Genomic DNA, 529 nt, shown 5'->3' with positions numbered 1-529 from the left:
CGTCAACGAGCTGGTCCGCGTCTACGTGGCCCAGAAGCGTAAGATCACCGACGGCGACAAGCTGGCCGGCCGCCACGGCAACAAGGGCGTCATCTCCAAGATCCTGCCGGTCGAGGACATGCCGTTCCTCGAAGACGGCACTCCGGTCGACATCATCCTCAACCCGCTGGGCGTGCCCGGCCGGATGAACGTCGGCCAGGTGCTGGAGACCCATCTCGGCTGGATCGCCGCCCGAGGATGGGACATCTCCGGCGTCCAGGAGGCCTGGGCCGAGCGGCTGCGCGACAAGGGCTTCGACAAGGTCGCCCCGCGCACCAACATGGCCACCCCGGTCTTCGACGGCGCCCACGAGGAGGAGATCGTCGGCCTGCTCGGCAGCACCGTCGCCAACCGTGACGGCGACCGGATGGTGCAGCAGAGCGGCAAGGCCCGCCTGTTCGACGGCCGCTCCGGCGAGCCGTTCCCGTACCCGATCGCGGTCGGCTACATCTACATCCTCAAGCTGCTGCACCTGGTCGACGACAAGATT

At 67.7% G+C, this 529-nt stretch carries 1 pseudogene; it reads left to right on the top strand.

The annotated features are described in order from the left end of the window. Nucleotides 1-529 (top strand): annotated as a pseudogene (locus tag V5E28_RS49135) (DNA-directed RNA polymerase subunit beta); the annotation flags it as partial.

Origin of the sequence: Nonomuraea sp. LPB2021202275-12-8, from assembly GCF_037044575.1 — a bacterium.
GTDB lineage: Bacteria > Actinomycetota > Actinomycetes > Streptosporangiales > Streptosporangiaceae > Nonomuraea.
The sequence above is the reverse complement of the archived record's forward strand: the minus strand, read 5'-3'. Positions and strand labels throughout refer to the sequence as shown.